This window comes from Amycolatopsis sp. 2-15 (genome assembly GCF_030285625.1).
In the GTDB taxonomy this organism is placed as follows: Bacteria; Actinomycetota; Actinomycetes; order Mycobacteriales; family Pseudonocardiaceae; genus Amycolatopsis; species Amycolatopsis carbonis.
Window position 1 is genome coordinate 5,121,516 of the sequence record NZ_CP127294.1, and the last position, 19,807, is coordinate 5,141,322.

Genomic DNA, 19,807 nt, shown 5'->3' on the forward strand with positions numbered 1-19,807 from the left:
CCCGTCGATCAGGGCCGGCGCCGCAGGATCGACTTCGGGAACAACCGCCCGCGCCAGGACAGCGGGGCCGTGGTGCGCAGGCTGTGGCGGAGGCGGTCGAAGGCCGGGGCCAGCTCCGGGTCCGCCGCGGTCGCATCGCTGTACCAAGTGCGCTCGACGGCGCCGATGACCGTGCGCAGGCTGTCGCGCCCCGAGTCGTCGAGGTGGTGGCGCTCGGCGATCTTCTGGCCGGCCACGCGGACGGTGTCGCTGTCGGCCAGCGGCAGACCGCGGTCGGCGCACTCGGCTTTGAGCTCGCGCCACGCCGCGTCGGCGGAGCCGGGGGCGTGGGTGACGATCGCCTGGAGGTGGCGGCGGCGGGAGACGTCGCGCAGGGCCGCCGGGCCGCCGAAGCCGACCAGGAGCAGCACGACGATCACGGCGAACCACCAGGCCACGAGACCGGCCAGGAACCCCAGCGCCGCGACGAGGAGCACGCCGCCCGCAAGAGGCAGCCACAGGGCGGCCTGGCTCGTGCGCGCGGCCGGGGGAGCCGGGGCGCGGACGAGGACGTCGCCATCCGGGACCGCGCCGGGCGGCAGATCCGGAGCCGCCGCACCCGGGGCGGGAGGCCGCCGCCGCAAGACGTACGCCGTGGCCACCGCCGCAGCGCCCAGGACCGCGAGTACGGCGGCGAGGATCACGAGCCAGCCGTCGTGCGATTCAGGCGTGGCCGTGGTGGTCGGGGTGGCCTCGTTCTGGCCCTTGTCGAGCGGCGAGTCCGCCGTCGGGGCGCTGGAGTGCGGCGCGGTGGGCAGGTCGTCGGTGGCGTCGGGCTGCTGGGAGTTCGAGTTCTTCTGCTGCAGGTACGACGGGACGATGCCGCGGCCGTCGGCGAGCGGCGTCGGGTCGAAGCTGACCCAGCCCTTGTCGCCGAAGTACGCCTCGACCCACGCGTGCGCGTCCTGCGAGCTGATCGACTGGTAGTCACCCTTCGGCACGCCCGGCGTGAAGCCGATGGCCACCCGCGCGGGGATGTGGGCGACGCGCAGCATCACGGCCATCGCCGACGCGTACTGCTCGCAGTAGCCGCGCTTGCCGTTGAGGATGAAGTCGGCCAGGGCGTCGGCGTCAGTGGCGTCCGCGGTCTTCGTGTCGTAGACGAAACCGTTCTGTGCGCTGAAGAACTGCCACAGCGCGGTGGCCTTGTCGAAGTTGTCGGTCTTGCCCGCGATGAGCTGGTTGGTCTTCGCGACGACCCGCGGGTCCACGCGGCCGATCTGCGAGTAGAACGCCGGCACCTCGTCGGACTTCGGGTCGGTGGCCCGCAGCTCGGCGGCCGTCGGTTCCTTCAGCGACGCGACCTCGGTGTAGGTCGGCGCGGACTCGCTCTTCGTGGTGAACACAGCGCCACTGACCCGGTCGTACAGCCACTGCGGCGAAAGCCCGCGCAGCGCGCGCGGCGCACCGTAGACGGGCAGCCAGTTGTCCACCCACTGCGTGGGCTGGATCTGGATCTGCCGCGACACGCCGGTACCGTCGTCGCCGGGCGCGGCGGGCAGGGTGCTGTTGGCGAGCACACCCGTCTGCGCCTGGCCGCCGCCGCGCAGGCCCCAGCCCTGGTTGGGCGTGTAGGTGTCGAGCGTGAACGCCCGCAGGTATCGCCGGTCGTTGCCGAGGCCGCGGACCTGGAACAGCTCGGCGTTCTGACCTTGGTCGAGCAGGCCGCGCAGCTGCGTGAACGGCGCGACGCCGAACCCGCCGCTGCCGTCTCCGCCAGCACCGGAGCCGGCGCCGAACGGGATCTTCCCGACGGTGCCCACCCACGTGATCCCGCCGCCGAGCAGACCGAGCACGACGGCCGCGCTGACCACGGCCACGGGCGCTTGCAACGCGCGCGCGGGCCCGCCCGAACCCGGCGCCTCACGGTTGCGCCAACGCCGGTGCCGGTGGTTGCCGTCGAGGGCGAGCAGGCACGCGAACGCGGCCGCGCCGAGCAGAAAAGTCCACCACGGCAGCATTTCGTCGGACAGCGCCGCCGGCACCGCGTACACGCACAGCAGGACCAGACCAGTCGCCGCCGGTGCCGCGGCGGCCACCGCGAGCGTGTCGACGAGCACCGCGACCAGCCCGATCGCGATCGTCACCAGGCACAGGATCGGCTGCGTGCCCTCGACCGGCGGCAGCCCGGTGCGGATCTGCTCGGCCGACGCCGCGAGCGTCGCCTGCAGCTCGCCGAAGGCCGTGGGGCCCGGGATGATCTTGAGGAGACCCTGCGTGGTGAACGCGCCCGTGACCAGGAACAGCAGCACCAGGAGCTGGCCGAGGCCGACGAGCACCGTCGGGGCACGCAGTGACCGAAGCGCCAGGCCGGTCGACGCGATCAGGATGACGGCCACGAACAGGTAGCCGAACCACGCCCACCCGGAAACCACGCCGGTCAGCGACGTGGCCGCGCACAGCGTCGCGATGCCCGCGGCGACCGGCGGCAGGATCCCGCTCGACCACACCGGCGGCTGGGCGGCCGGCTGCGGGGTCGGGGTGTGCGGGATCGGCGGGGGAGCCTGGGAAACGGGCGGACGGGGTGCCGTCGTGGTCATCGAGCACCGCCGATCAGGGCGCCGCGGTGGGCACCTGTGCGGCACAACTCGGCCCAGGCCTGCGGCATCGGCGTCTGCGGGCCGGCGATCACGACGCCCCAGCCGTTCGCGCGCAGCAGCTCGGCGGCGTCCTTCGTGGCCGCGGCCTGGTGGCCGGACGAGCCGGACCCGGCCCAGCTCGGCGTGTCCAGCAGCACCGCGAGGCTGCGGACCCCGCGCGGGCGGTAGCGGGCCAGCTCGTGCACCGACTCCGCGCTGACCGTGCCGAGCACCGCGATGAGCTCCTGTCCTTCGGCCGGGTCGTGCCCGAGCGTCACGTCGCGCTGGTGCGCGGGCTGCAGCCCGGCCAGCGCGTCGAGCACCACGTTGTCGTAGCCTTCGCCGCCCTCACCCGGGGTGTCGGCGAGTGTGATGCCGTGTTCGGTGACCAGGCGGACGCGGTGGCCGGAGCGGCGCAGGTGCAGTGCCACGGAAGCCGCGAACGACACCGCCCACTCGAGGCTGGCCGCGGGGCCGGTGCCGTGGTGGGCGGCGGAGCGGTGGTCGACCAGCACGGTCGTGCCGCCCCGCCACGGCCGTTCCTCCACGCGCACCATGACCTCGTCACGGCGGGCGGTGGAGCGCCAGTGGACCTTCCGCATGTCGTCGCCGGTGCGGTAGTGACGCACGATCACGTCGGGCTCACCCTGCCCGGCGTGCAGGCGCACCGTGCCGTCGTCGCCCGCGCCCACTCCGGCGCCGCCCGGCAGCCCCCACAGACCGACGACACGGGGCACCACCACGAGCCGGGAGTGCCCGATCAGCTCGCGTTCGAACTCGCACAGTCCGAACGGGTCGGTGATCGTCGCGCGCAGCGGCCCCACCTGCTGGATCCCGCGCAGCGACGGCTGCAGCGGGTAGCGCAGCAGCACCCGGCGGTCGTGCGGCAGCCGCTCGACCACGAACCGCGGCTTCGAACCCAGCGCGTACGGCACGCCGTCCTCGAGCAGCACCTCGCCGCCCGGGAGCCGGCCGCTGCGCCACAGCTCGAGGTGCACCTCGCCGCTCGCGCCGACGGCCACGCGCTCGGGCCGCAGCGCACGCGTGGCGCCGAGGCGAAGCCGGGTCGCCGAGATGAACGCTGCGACCAGCAGCGGCAGCGCCACCACGAAGACGGCGACGCGCAGCAGGTCACGCTCGTTGAGCACCAGCGAGCACACGGCCGCGGCGATCCCTGCGGCCAGGAGGCAGCGGCCGCGGGTGGTGAGGCCGGACAGTGCACGCAGCATGCGGTTCTCGGATTCGGGTAAGGGGTTCGCCGGTCAGCGGGTGCCGGTGGAGCCCTGGGGGACGGGGACGCGGTGCAGCACAGCGCGGACCACGTCGGTCGCCGAGCGGCGGGCGGCGTGCGCCTCCGTGGTGAGCACGAGCCGGTGCGCCAGCACGGGCACGGCGACCGTGTGCAGGTCGTCCGGCACCACGTACTCGCGGCCCGACAGCGCCGCCTGCGCCCGCGCGGCGCGGACCAGGTGCAGCGTCGCGCGCGGCGAGGCGCCCAGCCGGATCTCCGGTACCTGCCGGGTCGCGGACACCAGGTCCACGGCGTAGCGGCGGACCTCGGGCGCCATGTGCACCGCGCGCACGGTCTCGATGAGCCGCTGCACGGTCGCGCCGTCGGACACCGCCGACAGCTCGGCCAGCGGGTTGTGGCCCGCGTGCTCGTCGACCATGGCCAGCTCGGCCTGCTGGTCCGGGTAGCCGATCGAAACGCGCGCGGTGAAGCGGTCGCGCTGGGCCTCGGGCAGGGCGTAGGTGCCCTCCATCTCGATCGGGTTCTGCGTGGCGATCACCATGAACGGCGCGCCGAGCAGGTACGTGCTCGTGTCGACCGTGACCTGGTGCTCTTCCATGCATTCGAGCAGCGCCGACTGCGTCTTCGGCGAGGCGCGGTTGATCTCGTCGCCCACCACGATGTTCGCGAACACCGGGCCGGGCCGGAACTCGAACTCGCCGGTCTGGCGGTTGTAGATCGACACGCCGGTGACGTCGCTCGGCAGCAGGTCGGGGGTGAACTGCACGCGGCTCACGGTGCAGTCGATCGACCGCGCGAGCGCCTTGGCCAGCGAGGTCTTGCCGACGCCCGGCACGTCCTCCACGAGCAGGTGACCCTCGGCGAGGAGGGTCACCAGCGCGATCCGGATGACGTCGGGCTTGCCGACCAGCACGCGTTCGACGTTGGCGGCGACCCGGCGGGCCGTGTCGTGCAGCTCGTCGAGGGACACTCTCGGGGCGTACCCGTTGCCTCGCCCGTTCGGGGCATCCGCCGAGGCGTAGGGCGGCTGCCCGGCCCCGCCGCCCTGCGGTCCGGCAGGGGTGGCGGACTGGATTCTCGACGTCACTCGTCCTCCTGGTGGCGCATGCCTGTGCGGCTTTCACCGGCTCCGCCGGGTCGCTCGCTGTCCGCGCAGCGATCAGCCTTCCATCCAGTGTGTCAAACTCGGGCGAACTCGGCGCCGGAACCCCGCGAACGGCTGCCGATGACTCTCCGGTAATGCCGTCCGTCCGCCGTTCGGGTGTACGGAGCCGCGTTTTCGGGTGCTCCCGCTGACGGAGGGCTCTCACGTATGCTCCGAAACCGAGGTCGCTCGACTACGGAGAGGCGTAACCGCTCATGAGCGAGGTGGGGGCCGCACCGCTGCCCGACGTGCCGGGCCTGACGAGTTCCGGATCCGGCGCCGGCCGGTTCGCGGTGGCGCCGGAGCTCGCGACGGCCACCTACACGAAGCTCGGCGAGCTGCAGGACGTGGTGGGCGAGATGGTCCGCGAAGCCAACGTGCTGGGCCGCTCGGTGCCGCTGGGCAGCGGGTACGCCGGCGAGGTCGGCGCGTTCATGGCGCAGTACGGCTTCGGCCGCGACGGGTCGGCGGTCGCGCAGCTGACCGCGTTCGGCAAGCAGATCGAACATCTCAAGGAACGCATCGACAGCGCGTTGAAAAAGTACGGGCGCGAGGACGATGCGGCGGCTGACGGCGTGGACTGCGCCGGTGGCTGAGCCCGTGCGCAAGCTCCTGCTGCTCGTGCCGGTCGTCCCGGCCCTCGTCGTGCTCGCTGCGTGCGGTCGCCCGGTGACCCCGAAGGCGGTCGCGGCCGACGACGGCCCGGAACCCGCGCCGTCGAGCGCGGCCGGTCCGGCGCTGGCCGACCTGGACCCGTGTGCGCTGCTCTCGCCGAGCGACCGCTCGAGCGCCGGGCTCACCGAGCTGGGCAAGCCGAAGACGATCGGCGAGGCGCGCGCGTGCGACTGGACGGTGCCCTCGACGTTCGGGGTCACGGTCACGCTCGACGAGACCGCCGGGCTCGCCAACCTCGATCTCTCCCACGGCACGCGCACCAAGAAGAAGGTCGGCGCGCACCAGGCGCTGCAGGTGGCGGACAAGAAGGCCGCCGCCGGCACGTGCGCCGTGCTGCTCGGCGTCGGCGCCTCGGCGAGCGTGCAGGTGGACGTGAGCAACGCGAGCTTCTCCGACACCACGCTGGCGTGCTCCCGCGCGACGACCGTCGCCGGGCTGGTCGAGCCGAAGCTGCCCTGAGCGTTCCCGATCCCGTCTACCGGAAGGTGTGCCGTGTCCGCAGCCGTGCCCGAGCCGACGGCCCGCTACGAGTCCTTCAGCCACGAAGCGCTGGCCGCGCAGGTCGAGCAGGGCAACGACCCCGTCGCCGCCGGTCAGGCCGGTGCGCGCTGGACCGAGCTGGCGCGCAGGTTCGAGGACTCGACCGCGTCGCTCGCCGCGCTGTCGGCAGGCAGCCAGGAGACGTGGGAAGGCGAAGCGGGCGACGCGATGAGGGCGGTGCTCGCGCGAGCGGCCGGCTGGCTGGGGGAGTCCGCCGCCGTGTCCACTGTGGTCGGCGACTCCGTGGCGGGGCAGGCCGACGTGGCGGCGCGGGCCCGGACCGAGATGCCGCCGCCGGTCGAGTTCGACCCGGCCGCGATGATCCGCTCGGCCGCCGCGAGCGGCAACGTCCTGGAGCTCGCCGGATTGTCGTTCGCGATGGACGCGCGCCGCGCGGAAGCCGAAGCGGCGCGGCAGAAGGCGATCGACGTCGTGCGCACCCGTGACACGGCGCTGCACGGGCTCGTGCCGGGGGTCGCGTTTCCGGACACCCCGGCCCTCGGCTCGGGCCGGCTTGATCCGGCTCTCCGCGTCGGCCTTCGACGTGGTGTGGCACGACCTCGGGCTCGGCCCCGTCCCGGTGCCCCTGGCGGTGCCCAGCGTCGGCGCGACGGAGGACGAACGCGCGGCCGTGCGCGCCGAGGTCTACCGCGGCCTGACCGACCGCGGCCTCTTCGCCGGGCAGCTCGCTCCCGAGCTGGAGAACCGGCTGCGGCTGCTCGACAGCGGTTCGCGCTACGTCGCGTGCGAAGCCCTGGTCGACATGACGGCCGACACGCCGTTCCGCGCCGTGACCGCCGTGCGCGGACACAGCGGGGTGCTGGCGGTGCAGCCGGAACGGACGGTGGGGCTCCGCGGGATCCGTGAGGGAGAGCTCGTTTCGGCGCTCGTCGAGGTGCTGCCGGAGCTGTCGGCCGGGCCCGGGTTCGGCGTGAGCCTGCCGGCTTCGGGGTGGGACTCCACGTCGGCCGCGACTTCGGCTTCGACGGCGCGCCAGGCTGAGGAGGTCGCCGCGATCCAGGCCCGGCCGGTGTTCGCCGCGGGGCAGTTCGGCGTCTACACGCGTATCAGTGGCGGGCGGATCGAGCGCTGCGGCGGGCTGACCTGGTTCGACACCGACGTCGGCGCGTACTCCGCCGGCGTGTCGAGTGGGCGCGGCGGGCAGGACTGGGTGAACGTCGCCCCGGTCGACGGGCCGCGGCTGATCGAACGGGTCCTGGCTTTGTTCGGCTGAGCCGCCGGCGGCTCACGCCAGGTCGAGCAGGCCGGTCGCGCTCACGTCGAGCTCGTGGAGCACCAGGCGGCTGCGCAGCTCGCGCACGCCGTGCTCGCGTTTGAGGCGGTCGACGACCGTTTCGAACTCCGCGGGGCCCAGGCAGGCGAGGCGGAGCTGGTAGTCGTACTCACCGGTCATGCGGGCGCCCGACACGACCTGCGGGACACGGTGCAGCTCGCGTTCGAAGTGGGTGCGGTCGACGTCTTCGCGCAGGCGCACGTCGCTGACCATGGTCAGGCCGCGGCCCAGGGCGGCGGGGTCCAGATCGGCCCGGAAGCCGCGGATGACGCCGGCGGCGCGGAGGCGGCGGACCCGGTCCGCGACGGTGTTCGCGGACAGGCGCACTTGGGCGCTGAGCTCGTTGTAGGTGCGGCGGGCGTCCTCTTCGAGGAGCCGGACGAGCAAGCGGTCGATGGCGTCCACAGAGGCAATTGTGCAGAACTCGGCGTGATCGGGCAAGGGCCGAGGAAAGATCGGAGACGACGGCGTTCGGGCCGTGATTTCCGAGCCATCTTCGGCGGAGTTCCTGGAAACGTTCAGGGCATGAAAGTCCTGCTGCCGCCCCTGCTGCCCGTGTTCAGCGTCCTGCTCGTGACCGTCGTCCAGCGCCGCTACGGGCCGCGGCTCGGCGGCCGGCTCGCGGGCTTCCCGACGACCACCTTCCCGTTCCTCCTCGTCCTCCTGGCGCGCGCCGGCGCCGGCACCGTGGCCGACGCGGCGCGCGGGACGATCGCCGGCCAGCTGGTGGTGGCGGCCTTCTGCCTCGGCTACGGCCGGGTCGCCCGGCGGGTGCGGCGCCCGGCCGTCGCGGTCACGGTGGCGCTCGCCGTCGCTGCCGGGGCGTTGGCGCTGGTGGCCGAAGTTCAGTCGCCGTGGCTCGCAGCGGCGGTGACCGGCGTGGTCGTGCTCACCGGCCTGATGACCTGGCCGCCGGCGCCGCGGATCGACGTCGTCGCGCCGGCCCCACGCTGGGAGATGCCCGTGCGAGTCGGCGCCGCGGCGGCCGTCGTGACGGCGCTGGCCGTCCTGTCGAACCTGCTGGGCCCGCACCTGGCCGGCGTGCTCGCGTGCACGCCGGTCGTCCTGGCGATCCTCACCCCGACCACCCACCATGGATCCGGCTTCGCCGCCGCGGAAACCCTCGTGCGCTCCGCCTTGCGCTCGCTGCCCGGGACGCTGGTGTTCGGCGTCGTCACGGCGTGGTGCGTGGTGCCGCTCGGGCCGGTAGCGGCGTTCGCTCTGGCGGGGGCCGGACTGGTGGCGGCCGACCACCGTCGGCCGGTTGCCGGCCGCGCGGCAGCCGATCGGCGCCGGTCAAGCCCGCTGACCCCCGTTCGTGGCGTGATACTTCACGCCGCGGTGAGCGGAATGCTCAGCCGCACACTGGGGTTGTCGCCCATAGGACCAGCGTGGAAGGAGGCCGGCGTGACGAGCCTCGAGATGGCGGGCACGGAGCCCGGAGCGGTCGAGCACCGCACCCGGGCGCGCCGTCGGCTGCCCTGGCGGCCGGTGCTCCACTGGGCCGTGGTGGCCGCCGCACTCGGGTACCTCGTGTGGCGCGTGCCGGAGCTGGCCACGCAGTTCTCGCAGCTCGACCACGTGCAGTGGGGCTGGGTGGCCGCGGCCGGGCTCGCCGGGCTCGCGGCGCTGGCCGTCTACGGCGAACTGCACCGCCAGCTGCTGCTGGTCGGGGGAGCGCACGTGCCGGCCTCGGCCGTGCAGGGCATCACCTTCGCGCAGAACGCCGTCTCCACCACGGTCCCCGTGGTGGGCGGAGCCGGCTCGCTCGCCTACGCGATCAACCAGCTGCGCCGCCGCGGCGTCGACAGCGCGCTGTCGGCCTGGGCGGTCCTGCTCGCCGGCGTGATCACCACCGTGCTGCTCATCGTCCTCGGCTTCCTCGCCCTCGCATGGGCCGGCCGCGTGCCGCTGCGCCTGGCCGTGCCCGCGGCCATCGTGGTCGCGGTGGGTTCCGCAGGGGTGTGGGCGCTGCTGACGCACCCGGCGGTCCTGCAACGCGGGCTCACCTCACTGCTGCGGGTCTTCGGCCGCACTCCCGGCACGTGCACCACCTGCCGCAAGACCTGGCTCGAGAAAGCCGACGCCGCCGCCCTCCAGCTTTCGGAACGCGTCGCGCGGCTGCGCCCCGGCGGCGCCCGCTGGAGCATCCTGCTGGTCCTCGCGCTGGCCAGCTGGGGCTTCGACTTCTTCGCCCTGATCGCCAGCGCCGAGGGCACCGGCACGCACATCCGCTGGGACGTCCTCGCCGTGGGCTTCCTGGTCGTCCAGGCCAGCATCGCCCTCCAGATCCTCCCCGGTGGCGCCGGCCTCGCCGAAGCCGGACTGCTCGGCGTGCTGGTGGCCGCGGGCGTCCCCGCCGCACCGGCCGCCGCGACCGTGCTGATCTACCGCGCGCTCAGCTGGGCGGGCCTGTCCCTCGTCGGCTGGGTCGTCTACGCCCTCCAACCCCACACGACGCCGGCCCACGGCCACGAGCGGACCGCGGCTGCCGCGCTGCCGCAGGCCTGACCGGCTCGGGCGTCCGGGTGTGGCGGTCGGGGAGGCTCGTGACCGGGTGTTTCGCGATGCCCGCCCGCAGCGGCGAGTCGACGGTGGTGCCGCGCCGCTGCGGGCCTGATCCGTTCGTCCGTCCGGCCCGGCAGCTGGGCCGCGTCGTGACTGGGTGTCTGCGTCGCCGGCTCACGGCTACGGGTCGACCGTGGCTGCCGGTCCTGCTGCGGGCCTGATCCGTTCGCCCGTCCGGGCTCGGCAGCTGGGGCGGCTCGTGACCAAGGGCACGCGACGCCGATGTGCGGGGCGAGTCGACCGCGGCTGCCGTGTTGCCGCAGGCCTGACCGGCTCGCCGTCCGGGTCTGGCGGTTGGGGCGGTTCGCGATCGGGTGCCCGCGGCGGCGAGTCGACGGGCTGCCGTCCTGCTGCGGGCGTGATCCGGTCACCCATCCGAGTCCGGAAGCTGGAGCGGCTCGCGGCGATGAGCCGACAACGGCCGCCGCTGTGCTCGGCCTGATCCGCCCGCACTTCGGCGCCCGATGACCCCCGGCGCCCGGCGACCAGGCGTTTCCCCGATTCCCCACGCCGCTCCACCGTCGGCCCCGGACCGGCCCCACCGGTGTCCCCACCACCCCCCACGGGCGCCCCCACCGCACCCCACCCGTGGCCCCCACCGCGCACCACCGCGATCCCCACCGGCCCCCACCCGGGCTCCCCACTGGGCCCCACCCAGGGGTTCCTGGTCTTCACGCTGCCGTTCCGCGGACGTTCGACACCCGGCGCGGGTTGCTCCGAGACCCCGGCGCGGGGGATCTTGGCCACGGCCCCCCACCCGGCCCCCACCAGGCCCCACAGCGCTGACCTGCGTAAACGCGTGACACGACGGAGTTAACGGGGAGCAAGTCGCGTTGACTGTGGTGAAAAGTGGGGTACGGTGGTGACCAGTGGGGCGGAAGGGAGCCCCGTAGCCGGAGCCGGGTGGTTCGCCAGCCGGAATCGGTAGGGGAGGTGGAGGCCGGTGTTCCTCGGCACCCACACCCCGAAGCTGGACGACAAAGGGCGGCTCGCGCTGCCCGCGAAGTTCCGCGATGCCTTGGCCGGCGGGCTGATGGTCACCAAGGGGCAGGACCACTGCCTCTTCGTCTTCCCCCGCGCCGAGTTCGAGCAGATGGCTCGGAAGGTCGCCGAAGCCCCGTTCACGAACGAGGCGGTTCGGGCCTACCAGCGCTACCTGTTCGCCGGAACCGACGAACAACGCCCGGACGGGCAGGGGCGCATCACCATCGCGTCCGAGCTCCGGCGCTACGCCGGGCTGAACAAGGAGTGCGTGGTGATCGGTGCGATCACCAGGCTGGAGATCTGGGACGCCCAGGCGTGGCAGGGCTACCTGGACGAACACGAGGACAGCTACGCGAAGGCTCGAGAGGAAGTTCTACCGGGCGTCTTCTAGGGGACACGGACACCGGAGCACCTGCGTCGTCGGGGGACGCGGGTCCGCCGAGGCCGTGGAACCGGGAAACGTCCCCGCGGATGCCGTGAGGCCTCTGTCCGCTCTTTGGCCCTGGCGCACCTTCCCCGGTGCCAGGTCGGACCGCGGGCGGGCAGGGACCTGACGGCATCCGCCGCATCTTCCCCGGGAGTACGGAGCACGGAAGGGGGAGGGGCATGACCGAGCACGAGCACGTTCCGGTGCTGCTGGACCGCATCGTCGAACTGTTCACCCCCGCCTTCGCCGACCGCGACGCGGTGCTGGTCGACGCGACCGTCGGCCTCGGCGGCCACTCCGACGCGCTCCTGGCGGCTTTTCCCCGGCTGCGGCTCGTCGCGCTGGACCGCGACCCCGCCGCGCTCGAGCGCTCGGCCGAGCGGCTCGCGCGGCACGGTGACCGCGTCGACCTGGTCCACACCGTCTACGACGGACTCCCCGAGGCCATCGAGGGGCTCGGACTGTCCCTTGTGGACGGCATCCTCTTCGACCTCGGCGTCTCCTCGATGCAGCTGGACCGCGCCGAGCGCGGCTTCGCGTACTCGAAGGACTCCCCGCTGGACATGCGGATGGACCCGACCACCGGGTTCACCGCCGCCGACGTGCTCAACACCTACGCGCCGGGCGAGCTGATCCGGATCCTGCGCGACTACGGCGAAGAGCGCTTCGCGCAGCGGATCGTCAAGGCCGTCGTCGCGGCGCGCGAGAAGGAACCGTTCACGCGCAGCGCGCGGCTCGTCGAGCTGCTCTACGACGCGGTGCCGGCTGCGAGCCGCCGCACCGGCGGGCACCCGGCCAAGCGCACGTTCCAGGCGTTGCGGATCGAGGTCAACGGCGAGCTGGAAGTGCTGCGGCGGGCGATGCCGGCGGCGCTCTCGGCGCTGGCGATGGACGGCCGCATCGTCGTGGAGTCCTACCAGTCGCTCGAAGACCGCCTGGTGAAGCAGGCGTTCGCGGAGCTCGCGAAGTCGCGGACCCCGGAGGGGCTCCCGGTCGAACTGCCCGGGCACGGTCCCGAGCTGAAACTCCTGACCCGAGGAGCCGAGAAGGCAGGCGAAGGCGAGATCGAGCACAACCCGAGGGCCGCCTCCGTGCGGCTGCGGGCAGCACAGAGGATCGGAGAGCCGCGATGACCGCACCCACGAAGTCCCGCCGCCGCTCCGGCGCGCCGGCGACGCGCCGGAGCGCGCAAGCGGGGACCACGGTCGAGCAGGAACCGCAGACCACCCGGACCGGCACGGCCCGCACCACCACGGCGCAGCCGGAAACCGCGCCACGCCGGTCCTCGCGCGGCCGCACCACGGCCGCGGAGCGGGCCTACGCGCGCCGCGCGCAGCGGGCCGACCTGCTGCAGCAGCGTGAGCCGAAGAAGCCCCAGCCCCAGCTCGAACGCACCGAGGTCGCGGTCAAGCCGAAGCGGCTGCTGCTGCGCTGGCCGCGTTCGCGGGCCTCCTTCGTGCTGGTCATGATGGGGTTGCTGGCCGTCGGCGTCGCCTCGACGCTGTGGCTGACGACGCAGGCCATCGCCGACTCCTACCGCCTCGAGCAGCTGCGCACGACCAACGCCAGCCTGGCCGAGACCAAGGACCGGCTCGAGCGCGACGTCGCGAAGGCGCAGTCGCCCGCGTCGCTGGCGCCCGCCGCGAAGCAGCTGGGCATGGTGCCCGGCGGCGACCCGGCCCGCATCGTCGTGGGGCCGGACGGCAAGACCACGGTCGTCGGCGAGCCGACGAAGGCCCAGCCCGCCGCCGGCTCGACGGCCGAGACGCCGCCGCAGCAGCCGGGCGCGCCCGCCGGGCAGCCCGCCTCCGGTCAGCAGCAGGGCGGCATCGAGGGCGACCTGCCGGCCACCCCGGTGGGGCACTGATGGTGGCTTCGGGGGCCAGCCGGGCGCGCGCCGCGGGCAGCGCCCGGCGCACCTACGCCGCGGGCACGCGCCGCGCGGTGGCCAAGCGCGGCAACGGCGGCCAGCGCAGCCGCTTCTCAGCGGTGCGCATCCTGCTGGTGGCGCTCATGGTCGTCGCGGGCGTGAAGCTCGTGCAGGTGCAGTGGTTCGAGGCGCCCACGCTCTCGGCCGCGGCCGAGCGGCAGCGCAGCCTCACCATCGACATTCCCGCGCAGCGCGGGTCCATTGTGGACCGTAACGGCAACAAGCTCGCCTTCAGCGTGGAAACCCGCACGCTGTCGGTGAACCTGCGTGTGCTGCACAAGACGATGGACGACTACGCGAAGAAGAACCCCACAAAGGGCGTCAACTTCGAATCCGAGGGCACCGCGGCGGCCAAGTACATCGCCTCGAAGGTGCCCAACCTGACCACCGAGCAGGAACTGCTGACGAAGCTGCACAAGCCGCAGTCGTTCACTTATCTCGTGGACAACGTCGAGCCGTCCGTGGCCACTGACATCGTCAAGAACTTCGCGTGGATCGGCGTGGAGAACCGCGCCATGCGCGAGTACCCGGGCGACACGCTCGCGTCGAACATCGTCGGCCTCGCCAACTGGCGCATGAACGATTCCGACGTGTCCAAGCACAACCTCCACGGCGTGGTCGGGCTGGAGCAGTCGCGCGACAACGACCTGGCGGGCACGCCGGGCCGCGAGATCGTGAACACCCAGAACGGCAACGACAACCTGTACCTGCCGGGCTCCGAGCACGTGCTGCAGGCGGCCATCCCCGGTTCGGACCTCGAGCTGACCATCGACTCGGACCTGCAGTACGAGCTGCAGCGGCAGCTGAGCGACTACGTCGCGCAGTCGCATGCCAAGGGCGGCCAGGCCGTGATCATGGACTCGAAGACCGGCGAGATCTACGCGCTGGCCGACGACAAGACGTTCAACCCGAACGACCAGTCGACCTTCCAGGACGAACTGCTCAACGACCGCGCGGTGACCACACCGTACGAACCGGGCTCGGTGAACAAGATCGTCACCGCCACCGCGGCCATCGACGAGGGCATCGCCACGCCGCAGTCGACGATCCCGGTGCCGGGCGAGATCAAGATCGCCGACCGCACGGTGCACGACGCGTGGGTGCACGGCACGCAGAACTTCACCACCACGGGCATCTTCGCCAAGTCCTCCAACGTCGGCACGCTGGAGCTGGCGCAGAAGATCGGCCCGGACCGCTACTCGGACCTGCTGAAGAAGTTCGGCATCGGCCAGCGCACCGGCCTCGGCCTGCCCGGTGAGAGCCCGGGTTACGTGCCGCCGCGCAGCCAGTGGTCGGCCAGTACGTTCGGCAACCTGCCGATCGGCCAGGGCCTGTCGATGACCGTGGTCCAGATGGCCGGGATGTACCAGACAATCGCCAACAACGGCGTGCGCGTGCCGCCGCGGATCGTGAAGGCGAAGAAGAACCCGGACGGCACAGTCGTGCCCGAGCCGGCGCCGAAGCCGGTCCAGGTGGTCAGCCCGCAGACCGCGACGACGGTGCGCGACATGCTGCGCGCGGTGGTGCAGGACGCCAAGAGCCCCAACGCGGGCACGGCGCCTTCCGCAGCGCTGGAGGGCTACCAGATCTCGGGCAAGACCGGAACCGGCCAGCAGGTCGACCCGCGTACGAAGGCCTACAGCCAGAGCCTGGCCAACATCACATTCGCCGGGATCCTGCCGGCCGATCACCCGCGGTTCGTCGTCGGCATCCGCCTCGACGCACCCGACACCACACTGCCGGCCGGGCACTCGGCGGGCCCGCTGTTCCACTCCATCGCCTCGTACCTGACGCAGCGCTACCAGATCCCGCTGTCCGACGGTCCGTCGCCGGAGGTCCCGCTCATCCTCCCGTGACGCGCCCGAGACGTTCCCGCGACACGACTGGAACGCCTTCGCGACACTCGGCCAAGGGCCGCCTCGCCGTTGTCAACACGCTGCGAGGCGGCCCTTGTCGTCTGTTTCCGCCTGCGATAGTCCACATCGGCTGGTGGCGGCAGGCGGAAACGCTTGCCCCGCAACGACGTTGCGCGCGCCGCATAGCACACGCGGTGCGCGCCGGCGCGTTCGCCGTACCGCCTTGGGTCACCCGATCGCGCTCTCGGTAACCTCTCGGGCGTGTCCGTGTCCTCGTCCAAGCCCCAGAGCGGGCCGGCTGCGTCGTCGCTGCCGGAAAGCCCGGCGAAGGCGGTCGCCGCACCGCCCCGCCCGGCCCGGATCGACCCGGTCCCGCTGGCCACTCTGCTCGCCCGCGCGGGCGCTCGGCTGATCGCCGAGAGCCCCGAGGCCGCCGACCTCACCGTCACCGGGACCACGCTGCGTGCGCAGCACGTGCTGCCGGGCGACCTGTTCGCCGGCCTGCCCGGCGCACGCGCCCACGGCGCCGACTTCAGCGACCAGGCCGTGGCGGCCGGTGCGGCCGCGGTGCTCACCGACGCCGAGGGCGCCGAGCGCCCCGCGTTGCGCGACGCCGGCATCCCGGTCCTCGTGCACCCGGACCCTCGGGCCGCGCTCGGCGAGATGGCCGCGTGGATCTACGGGGAGCCGTCGCTGCACCTGTCCGTGCTGGGGGTCACCGGCACGTCCGGCAAGACCACCACCTCCTACCTCGTCGACTCCGGGCTGCGCGCCGCGGGCCTCACCACGGGCCTGATCGGCACGGTCGAGACGCGGATCGCGGGCGAGCGCCTGGTCAGCGGCTTCACCACGCCGGAGGCGCCGGACCTGCAGGCGCTGCTCGCGGTGATGCTGGAGCGCGGCGTGACCCACGTGCCGATGGAGGTCTCGAGCCACGCGCTCTCGCTGGGCCGCGTCAACGGCACGCGCTTCGCGGTCGGCGCGTTCACGAACCTCTCGCAGGACCACCTCGACTTCCACCGCGACATGGAGGAGTACTTCGCCGCCAAGTCGCTGCTGTTCGACGGCCGCTCGACCACCGAGGTCGTGGTCGTGGACAGCGCGTGGGGCCGGGCGCTGCTCACGCCGCAGACGGTGACGGTGTCGATCGAGCAGGGCGTCGACGCCGCGTGGCGCGCCTCCGACATCGAACCCACCGCGGCGGGGGAGCAGACTTTCACGCTGCACGGGCCGGGCGGCCTGGCGGTCGCCGCGAAGATCCCGCTGCCGGGCACGTTCAACGTGGCCAACGCCGTGCTCGCCGCCGCGATCCTGGGCAGCGCCGGCGTGGACCCGGCGGCCATCGTCGCGGGCCTCGGCGCCGTGGAGGTGCCGGGCCGGATGGAGCGCGTGTACCTGGGCCAGGACTTCACCGCCGTCGTCGACTACGCGCACAAGCCCGCGGCCGTCGCGCAGGGGCTAGACGCGCTGCGCGCCCGCACCGACGGCCGGATCATCACAGTGCTCGGCTGCGGCGGCGACCGCGACACGGCCAAGCGCCCGATGATGGGCGAGGAAGCTGTGCGCCGCAGCGACGTGCTGATCGTGACCGACGACAACCCGCGGTCCGAAGACCCCGCCCTGATCCGCGCCGCGATGCTCCAGGGCGCGCGGGGCGTCGGGCCGTCCCACGGCGGTGAGGTCGTGGAGATCGGCGACCGCCGCGAGGCCATCACCCACGCCGTGTCGCTCGCCCGCGCGGGCGACATCGTCTTCATCGCCGGCAAGGGCCACGAGACCGGCCAGGAGGTCCAGGGTGTCGTGCACCCGTTCTCCGACCGCGACGAGCTCGAGGCCGCCATTCGCAAGCATCTCGAGGTGAGTGAGTGATCGAGCTCAGCCTGGCCGAGATCGCCGACGTCGTCGGCGGCCGGCTGCACGGAGCCGACGGCTCGTTGACCGTCACGGGCGGAACTCTTGTCACGGGCGCAACTCTTGTCACGGGCACTGTCGAGTTCGACACGCGCAAGGTCGGGCCCGGCGGCCTCTTCGTCGCTCTGCCCGGCGAGCGCGTGGACGGGCACACCTTCGCCGCGAAGGCCGTGGCGGCCGGTGCCGTCGCGGTGCTCGCCGGCCGCGAGGTCGACGCCCCGGCGATCGTGGTGCCGCCGCTGCCCGAGGGCCAGGCCCACGAGCGTTCGGTCGCGCTGGCGGGCGACACCGACGGTTCCGGCGCCGCCGTGCTGGCCGCGCTCGCGAAGCTGGCCAGCCACGTCGTCGGCCGGCTCGCCGCCGAAGGCCTCACGGTCGTGGCGCTGACCGGCTCGTCGGGCAAGACCTCGACCAAGGACGTCATCGCGCAGCTGCTGGAGCCGATGGGCCCCACGGTCGCGCCGCCCGGGTCGTTCAACAGCGAGCTCGGCCACCCGTGGACCGCGCTGCGCGCCGACCACGACACGAAGTACCTGGTGCTGGAGATGTCCGCGCGCGGGATGGGACACATCGCCGACGCGGCCGCGATCACGCCGCCGCGCATCGGCGCCGTGCTCAACGTCGGCAGCGCGCACGTCGGCGAGTTCGGCTCGCGCGAAGCCATCGCGAAGGCCAAGGGCGAGCTCGTGGAGGCGCTGCCGAGCGCCGAAGCGGGCGGCGTCGCCGTGCTGAACCTCGACGACCCGCTGGTGGCCGCCATGGCGAGCCGCACGAGCGCGCGCGTGGTCGGCGTCGGCGAGACCGCGTCCGCGCAGGTCCGCGCCGCCGACATCACGCTCGACGCCGAGGCCCGAGCGTCGTTCCGGCTCATCACGCCCGACGGCGAAGCGCCAGTGACGCTGCCGCTGCACGGCGAGCACCACGTCGGCAACGCGCTCTCGGCCGCCGCGATCGCGCTGGAGCTCGGCGCGACACCGGCCGAGGTCGCGCAGCGGCTGTCCGCCCTCGAGCGCCGCTCGGCCCACCGCATGGCCGTGACCACGCGCGCCGACGGCGTCACCGTCCTCAACGACGCGTACAACGCCAACCCCGAATCAGTGCGAGCCGCGCTGAAGGCCCTCGCGTCGATGCGCCGGACCGGCCGCCGTGCCTGGGCCGTGCTCGGCGTGATGGGCGAGCTCGGCGCCGACTCCGTGACCGAGCACGACTCCATCGGCCGCCTCGTGGTGCGCCTCAACATCGACAAGCTCGTGGTCGTCGGCGACGAGGCCGCGCCGATGCACCAGGGGGCCTCGCAGGAGGGCTCCTGGAACGAGGAGTCGGTGCTGGTACCCGATGGCGACGCCGCCGTGGCCCTGCTGCATGATCAGCTGCGTCCCGGAGACGTGGTGCTGGTCAAGGCCTCCAACGCCGCCGGCCTGTGGCACGTGGCCGAGGCCTTGCTCGCCCCCTCCGAAGACGCTGCACAAGCCCCATCACTTTCCCCCTCCCCGTCCTCTGAACGCTCGAACGGTGGTCACGCGTGATCAACATCCTGATCGCGGCCGCGGCGGGTCTGCTGGTCTCCATCCTGCTCACGCCCTACCTGATCCGGGTCTTCTCCCGGCAGGGCTTCGGGCAGGAGATCCGCGAAGAAGGGCCCCAGGGCCACAAGTCGAAGCGCGGCACTCCGACGATGGGTGGCGTCGCGATCATCATCGCGATGGTCTTCGGCTACTTCGTCGCACACCTGATCAGCTGGCTCGGCAACTCCCACAGCTCGGCGCCCTCGGCGTCCGGCCTGCTGGTGCTCATGCTGGCCGTGGGACTCGGCATCGTGGGGTTCCTCGACGACTTCATCAAGATCCGCAAGCAGCGCAACCTCGGCCTGAACAAGACCGCGAAGCTGGTCGGACAGCTCGTGGTCACGATCCTGTTCGCGGTGCTGTCGCTGCAGTTCGCCGACGAACAAGGCCTCACGCCCGCGTCGCAGAGCCTTTCCTACGTGCGTGACCTGGCGCTGATCACGTTCCCGTGGATCGTGTTCGTGATCTTCTGCTACGTGGTCATCTCCGGCTGGTCGAACGCGGTGAACTTCACCGACGGCCTCGACGGTCTGGCCGGCGGCGCCGCCGCGATGGTGTTGGCCACCTACGTGATCATCTCCTTCTGGCAGGCGCGCCTCTCGTGCGCCGACGGTCCCCAGACCGCGTGTTACAACGTGCGCGACCCGCTGGACCTCGCGGTGGTCGCCGCCGCGGCGACCGGCGCGTGCGTCGGGTTCCTGTGGTGGAACGCCGCGCCCGCCAAGATCTTCATGGGTGACACCGGTTCGCTGGCGCTCGGCGGTCTGGTCGCCGGCCTGTCGATGACCACCCGCACAGAGCTGCTGGCGATCGTGATCGGCGGCCTGTTCATGGTCGAGATGATCTCGGTGGTCACCCAGATCGCGGTCTTCCGCACCACGCGGCGAAGGCTGTTCCGGATGGCGCCCTTCCACCACCACTTCGAGCTCGCCGGGTGGGCGGAAACCACGGTGATCATCCGGTTCTGGCTGCTCTCGGCCATCTGCTGCATGTTCGGCTTGGGGCTGTTCTACAGCGAACAGCTCGGCGTCGGGAGCTAGGTC

General features: G+C 72.8%; 15 protein-coding genes and 1 pseudogene. 12 read left to right on the forward strand and 4 right to left on the reverse strand.

Annotated features, from left to right (window positions below):
* Window positions 1-8: 8 nt before the first annotated feature.
* From QRX50_RS25445 to QRX50_RS25455, 3 genes are read right to left on the reverse strand one after another with little or no spacing between them, the layout of a single operon-like run.
* A complete protein-coding gene (locus tag QRX50_RS25445; RefSeq protein ID WP_285965694.1) occupies window positions 9-2,579 on the reverse strand; it encodes a transglutaminase TgpA family protein in 2,571 nt (856 codons plus the stop codon).
* Window positions 2,576-3,847 carry a DUF58 domain-containing protein gene (locus QRX50_RS25450; protein WP_285965695.1) on the reverse strand — a complete coding sequence of 424 codons (1,272 nt, stop codon included), beginning with the start codon at window positions 3,845-3,847 and terminating at the stop codon, window positions 2,576-2,578. The genes QRX50_RS25445 and QRX50_RS25450 overlap by 4 nt, the downstream gene beginning before the upstream one ends.
* Window positions 3,848-3,880: 33 nt before the next feature.
* Complete coding sequence (locus QRX50_RS25455) at window positions 3,881-4,957, reverse strand: AAA family ATPase (RefSeq protein ID WP_434533137.1); 1,077 nt, start codon at window positions 4,955-4,957, stop codon at window positions 3,881-3,883.
* A gap of 272 nt (window positions 4,958-5,229) precedes the next feature.
* Here QRX50_RS25455 and QRX50_RS25460 point away from each other — a divergent pair, with 272 nt between their 5' ends.
* From QRX50_RS25460 to QRX50_RS25475, 4 genes and pseudogenes are all read left to right on the forward strand, one after another.
* The gene (locus QRX50_RS25460; protein ID WP_285965696.1) at window positions 5,230-5,610 is read left to right on the forward strand and encodes a hypothetical protein; all 381 of its coding nucleotides are present in this window, start codon (window positions 5,230-5,232) and stop codon (window positions 5,608-5,610) included.
* A complete protein-coding gene (locus QRX50_RS25465) occupies window positions 5,603-6,148 on the forward strand; it encodes a DUF3558 family protein (protein WP_285965697.1) in 546 nt (181 codons plus the stop codon). The genes QRX50_RS25460 and QRX50_RS25465 overlap by 8 nt, the downstream gene beginning before the upstream one ends.
* Before the next feature lie 33 nt (window positions 6,149-6,181).
* Window positions 6,182-6,733 (forward strand): annotated as a pseudogene (locus tag QRX50_RS25470) (PPE domain-containing protein); the annotation flags it as partial.
* Between the two features lie 10 nt (window positions 6,734-6,743).
* The gene (locus QRX50_RS25475; protein WP_285965698.1) at window positions 6,744-7,463 is read left to right on the forward strand and encodes an ESX secretion-associated protein EspG; all 720 of its coding nucleotides are present in this window, start codon (window positions 6,744-6,746) and stop codon (window positions 7,461-7,463) included.
* 12 nt (window positions 7,464-7,475) lie between these two features.
* Here the strand turns inward: QRX50_RS25475 and QRX50_RS25480 are convergent, their stop codons facing one another.
* Complete coding sequence (locus QRX50_RS25480; protein WP_285965699.1) at window positions 7,476-7,928, reverse strand: Lrp/AsnC family transcriptional regulator; 453 nt, start codon at window positions 7,926-7,928, stop codon at window positions 7,476-7,478.
* Window positions 7,929-8,048: 120 nt separating this feature from the next.
* Between QRX50_RS25480 and QRX50_RS25485 the strand changes: the two genes are divergently transcribed.
* From QRX50_RS25485 to mraY, 8 genes are all read left to right on the forward strand, one after another.
* Window positions 8,049-10,034 (forward strand): lysylphosphatidylglycerol synthase transmembrane domain-containing protein, encoded by a 1,986-nt coding sequence (locus QRX50_RS25485; RefSeq protein ID WP_285965700.1) that lies wholly within the window; start codon window positions 8,049-8,051, stop codon window positions 10,032-10,034.
* Between the two features lie 1,000 nt (window positions 10,035-11,034).
* Complete coding sequence (gene mraZ / locus QRX50_RS25490; protein WP_285965701.1) at window positions 11,035-11,466, forward strand: division/cell wall cluster transcriptional repressor MraZ; 432 nt, start codon at window positions 11,035-11,037, stop codon at window positions 11,464-11,466.
* A gap of 215 nt (window positions 11,467-11,681) precedes the next feature.
* The gene (gene rsmH / locus QRX50_RS25495; RefSeq protein ID WP_285965702.1) at window positions 11,682-12,635 is read left to right on the forward strand and encodes a 16S rRNA (cytosine(1402)-N(4))-methyltransferase RsmH; all 954 of its coding nucleotides are present in this window, start codon (window positions 11,682-11,684) and stop codon (window positions 12,633-12,635) included.
* Window positions 12,632-13,369, forward strand: a complete 738-nt coding sequence (gene ftsL / locus QRX50_RS25500; protein ID WP_285965703.1) for a cell division protein FtsL — start codon at window positions 12,632-12,634, stop codon at window positions 13,367-13,369. Before rsmH ends, ftsL begins: the two co-directional genes overlap by 4 nt.
* Window positions 13,369-15,288: a peptidoglycan D,D-transpeptidase FtsI family protein gene (locus QRX50_RS25505; RefSeq protein WP_285965704.1), complete on the forward strand. Its 1,920-nt coding sequence runs from the start codon at window positions 13,369-13,371 to the stop codon at window positions 15,286-15,288. Before ftsL ends, QRX50_RS25505 begins: the two co-directional genes overlap by 1 nt.
* 309 nt (window positions 15,289-15,597) lie before the next feature.
* Complete coding sequence (locus tag QRX50_RS25510) at window positions 15,598-17,157, forward strand: UDP-N-acetylmuramoyl-L-alanyl-D-glutamate--2,6-diaminopimelate ligase (RefSeq protein ID WP_285974557.1); 1,560 nt, start codon at window positions 15,598-15,600, stop codon at window positions 17,155-17,157.
* Window positions 17,154-18,725 carry a UDP-N-acetylmuramoyl-tripeptide--D-alanyl-D-alanine ligase gene (locus QRX50_RS25515; protein ID WP_285965705.1) on the forward strand — a complete coding sequence of 524 codons (1,572 nt, stop codon included), beginning with the start codon at window positions 17,154-17,156 and terminating at the stop codon, window positions 18,723-18,725. The genes QRX50_RS25510 and QRX50_RS25515 overlap by 4 nt, the downstream gene beginning before the upstream one ends.
* Complete coding sequence (mraY, locus tag QRX50_RS25520) at window positions 18,722-19,804, forward strand: phospho-N-acetylmuramoyl-pentapeptide-transferase (protein ID WP_285965706.1); 1,083 nt, start codon at window positions 18,722-18,724, stop codon at window positions 19,802-19,804. The genes QRX50_RS25515 and mraY overlap by 4 nt, the downstream gene beginning before the upstream one ends.
* Window positions 19,805-19,807: the final 3 nt, after the last annotated feature.